Annotated in this window: 4 protein-coding genes; 2 read left to right on the top strand and 2 right to left on the bottom strand. The window is 63.3% G+C overall.

Annotation, left to right across the window (positions count from 1 at the left end):
* Together EN906_RS16530 and EN906_RS16525 are read right to left on the bottom strand one after the other, a co-directional pair.
* Positions 1 to 1,291, bottom strand: a 1,291-nt coding sequence (locus EN906_RS16530; protein WP_245484274.1) for a cobyric acid synthase, incomplete at its 3' end; no start/stop codon positions are given.
* Positions 1,291 to 1,905, bottom strand: coding sequence for a dimethylsulfonioproprionate lyase family protein (locus EN906_RS16525; protein WP_127268802.1), 615 nt, complete (start codon positions 1,903 to 1,905; stop codon positions 1,291 to 1,293). The genes EN906_RS16530 and EN906_RS16525, both read right to left, overlap by 1 nt.
* 136 nt (positions 1,906 to 2,041) lie before the next feature.
* Between EN906_RS16525 and EN906_RS16520 the strand changes: the two genes are divergently transcribed.
* Both EN906_RS16520 and EN906_RS16515 read left to right on the top strand, forming a co-directional pair.
* Positions 2,042 to 3,211, top strand: a complete 1,170-nt coding sequence (locus EN906_RS16520) for an isobutyryl-CoA dehydrogenase (RefSeq protein WP_127271451.1) — start codon at positions 2,042 to 2,044, stop codon at positions 3,209 to 3,211.
* 36 nt (positions 3,212 to 3,247) lie between these two features.
* Positions 3,248 to 3,616, top strand: a complete 369-nt coding sequence (locus tag EN906_RS16515) for a four helix bundle protein (protein WP_127271453.1) — start codon at positions 3,248 to 3,250, stop codon at positions 3,614 to 3,616.
* The last annotated feature ends 62 nt before the right edge of the window (positions 3,617 to 3,678 follow it).

The following is a 3,678-nucleotide window of genomic DNA, read 5'->3' as shown; positions in this document are numbered from 1 at the left end:
CATTGCCGTCGGCCGACTCCGCCCCGTCCTCGACCCCATTGATGACAGCGGACGGCCGCAGCGTATCCGGTCCGATGGTGCGGCCGAGGTGGATTTCGTAGCCTTCGAGCGGCAAGTCGAACGGCACCGAACGGGCGCTGACGTTGCGCACCGTCTTTTCCGGTTCCATCACCGTTTCGACGTCGAGGAGGCCGAGCCCTTCGGCTTCGATGACGCTGCCTTCGATGCCGTCAGGGTCGCGCACTGTGCGGCCGAGCATCTGGAAGCCGCCGCAGATACCAACGACATGGCCGCCGCGCTTGCGATGGGCCAGCAAGTCGCGATCCCATCCGTTCTCGCGGAACTTCAGCAGATCGCCGATCGTCGACTTGGAGCCTGGAATGACCACCAGCCCGGCATCGGCAGGCAATGGCTTTCCGGGCGGCACGAACACCACCTCGACCTGCGGTTCGGCCTTGAGCGGGTCGAGATCGTCGAAATTGGCGATGCGGCCAAGCACCGGCACGGCCACCTTCAGCGCGCGCGTTTCGCCAGACGCCAGCCGTTCCAGCACCACCGAATCTTCCGAAGGCAAGCGTGCCGCCGCCTTCAACCACGGAACGACGCCGAAACAGCGCCAGCCCGTGAATTTCTCGATCGACCTGATACCGTCGTCGAACAGCGAAACGTCGCCGCGAAACTTGTTGATGAGATAGCCGACGATCATCCGTCGGTCCTCTTCCGGCAGGATCAGATGCGTGCCGGCGACCGAGGCGATGACGCCGCCGCGATCGATGTCGCCGACCAGCACCACCGGCACGTCGGCGCGCGTGGCAAAGCCCATATTGGCGATGTCGCGGCTGCGAAGGTTGATCTCGGCCGGCGAGCCGGCGCCCTCGACGATGACCAGATCGGCGCCCTCGCCGATCTTGCCCCAGGAGTCCAGCACGGCGTCCATCAGCCGGCCCTTCATCGCCTGGTAGTCGCGCGCCCGCGCCTCGCCAAACACCTTGCCCTGCACGATGACCTGCGCGCCGACATCGGTCTGCGGCTTGAGCAGCACCGGGTTCATATGGACCGAGGGTGCCACACCGCAAGCGATCGCCTGCAGCCATTGCGCGCGGCCGATCTCGCCGCCGCCGGCTTTGTTGTCGCCCGGAATGTCGGCGACGGCGGCATTGTTCGACATGTTCTGCGGCTTGAATGGCCGCACCTTCAGCCCACGCTTTTTTGCCGCGCGGCAGAGGCCGGCGACCAGCACCGTCTTGCCGACATCCGAACCCGTGCCCTGCAGCATGATCGCTCTGGCCATCAGCCCCTGCCCTGCGCCACGGTTCCGGCAATATCGGATTTCTGCGCCAGTGGCCCGCCGCGCCAGATGTAGAGCGCCAGCAGTGGGTCTTTGCCGGTGCGCATGGCGTGATTGACGTTGGACGCGTGGTGGACGACCTCGCCGGCCGTGCGCATGCAAAAGCCGCTCTCGCCCATGCGCCACTCGGCGCCGCCGGTCAGCGGAATGTAGATTTCCTCGGCGACGTGGTGGTGGTCGGGATAGACGATATCGGGTCCAAGGATCAGCAGGCCGGCAGCGACCTCGTCATTGGCGAAGTGGCCTCGGGTGCCGAACACTTCCAGCCAGCCGTAATTGTCGATGAACTCTTTTCCAAAGTCCGCCTCGCCATAGGTCTGCCCCCAGCGGAAATCATTCCGATGCTCGGCAAGCAGTTGCAACAGCGGCTTGGCATCTGGCGGCGCCAGTTCGGCGGCGCGATCGAGATGGCTCAGGCAGGCGAGCGGATGCGGCTCCAGCGTGCGAGCCGGCATGTCCCAGCCGATCCGGGCCACGGCATCGCGCACCAGGGCGTGATCGACTGACGCAAGGTATGCGTGGAACTGTCCCAGCAGTTCATCGAATTTTGTCGTCACATCGTGCTCCGGGCATGCATTGGTGCACAGCCGCTCCGCGAAGGGTCGGGTTGCGCGGCGGCATCATTGGTCTAGATTGGTGCGCGCGCAAAGCCAAAAACGACAGGCCAACAGGTCGAAGATTAGGGAGCACGCCATGGACGCTGCGGTCGATGCGAGCACCAACCAGTTCGAACTCAACGAGGAGCAGCGCGCCATCCAGGAGATGGCGCAGGCCTTCGCCGCCGACCGCGTCGCGCCGAATGCGCTCGACTGGGACCGCAACAAGCATTTCCCGGCCGACGTGATCCGCGAGACCGGGCCGCTCGGCCTCGGCGGCATCTATATCAGGGACGATGTCGGCGGCTCGGCACTTGGCCGGCTCGACGCCGTGCTGATCTTCGAGGCGCTTTCGCACGCCGATCCGGCCTTTTCGTCCTTCATCTCGATCCACAACATGGTGGCGTCGATGATCGACCGTTTCGGCAATGACGAGCAGCGTCAGCGCTTCCTGCCGAAACTCACCTCGATGGAATGGCTGGCCAGCTATTGCCTGACCGAGCCCGGCTCCGGCTCCGATGCCGCGGCCCTGAAAACGCGCGCGGTCAAGAGCGGCGGCGACTATGTCCTGAACGGCACCAAGCAGTTCATCTCCGGCGCCGGCGACAGCGATGTCTATGCCGTCATGGTGCGCACCGGCACTGAGGGGCCGAAAGGCATTTCCACCATCGTCGTGCCCAGAGATGCGCCAGGCCTCTCCTTCGGCGCCAACGAGCACAAGATGGGCTGGCATATGCAGTCGACCCGCCAGGTCATCTTCGAGGATTGCAAGGTGCCGGCGGAGAACCTTTTGTCCGGCGAAGGTGCGGGTTTCGGCATCGCCATGGCCGGGCTCGACGGCGGCCGTCTGAACATCGCCGCTTGTTCGCTGGGCGGCGCGCAGTCGGCGCTCGACAAGGCGCTTTCCTACACCGCCGAGCGCAAGGCCTTCGGCTCGAAGATCAACCAGTTCCAGGCGCTGCAGTTCAGGCTGGCCGACATGGAGACCGAACTGCAGGCGGCGCGTATTTTCCTCTATGCCGCCGCCGCGAAGCTCGACCGCAAGGCGCCGGACGCCGGCAAATGGTCGGCGATGGCCAAGCGCTTCGTCACCGATACCGGCTTCAATGTCGCCAACGACGCACTGCAGCTGCTCGGCGGCTATGGCTACCTGCACGACTACGGCATCGAGAAGCTGGTGCGGGACCTGCGCGTGCACCAGATCCTCGAAGGCACCAACGAGATCATGCGCGTCATCATCGCGCGAGCATTAATTGGAAGGCAGTAGGCAGTAGGCAGTAGGCAGTAGGCAGTAGGCAGTGAGATGACCGGCAAGATCAATTCCTACAAGGATCTTATCGTGTGGCAGCAGGGGATGGATCTGGCTGTCGCCACCTATTCTTTGACCAAGGCATGGCCAAAAGAGGAATTGTATGGGTTGACCAGCCAAATCCGCCGTTCAGCAACCTCTATTCCTGCAAACATCGCCGAAGGTTATGGCCGAGACAACAGAGGTTCCTATCAGCAATTTCTGAGGATTGCCCAAGGCTCGCTGAAGGAATTCGAGACACACCTCCAGATCGCTGAACGCATTGGCCTTGCCACGCATGATCAAGCTAGTCAGTTGCTGACATCCACGGAGGGCATCGGCAAAATGCTTCGCCAGCTTATTTTCAAACTTGCACCCGAATAGACCCCTACTGCCTACTGCCTACTGCCTACTGCCTACTGCCTACTGCCTACTGCCTACTGCCT

The organism is Mesorhizobium sp. M7A.F.Ca.CA.004.06.1.1, from assembly GCF_003999135.1.
Taxonomy (GTDB): Bacteria; Pseudomonadota; Alphaproteobacteria; order Rhizobiales; family Rhizobiaceae; genus Mesorhizobium.
The sequence above is the reverse complement of the archived record's forward strand: the minus strand, read 5'-3'. Positions and strand labels throughout refer to the sequence as shown.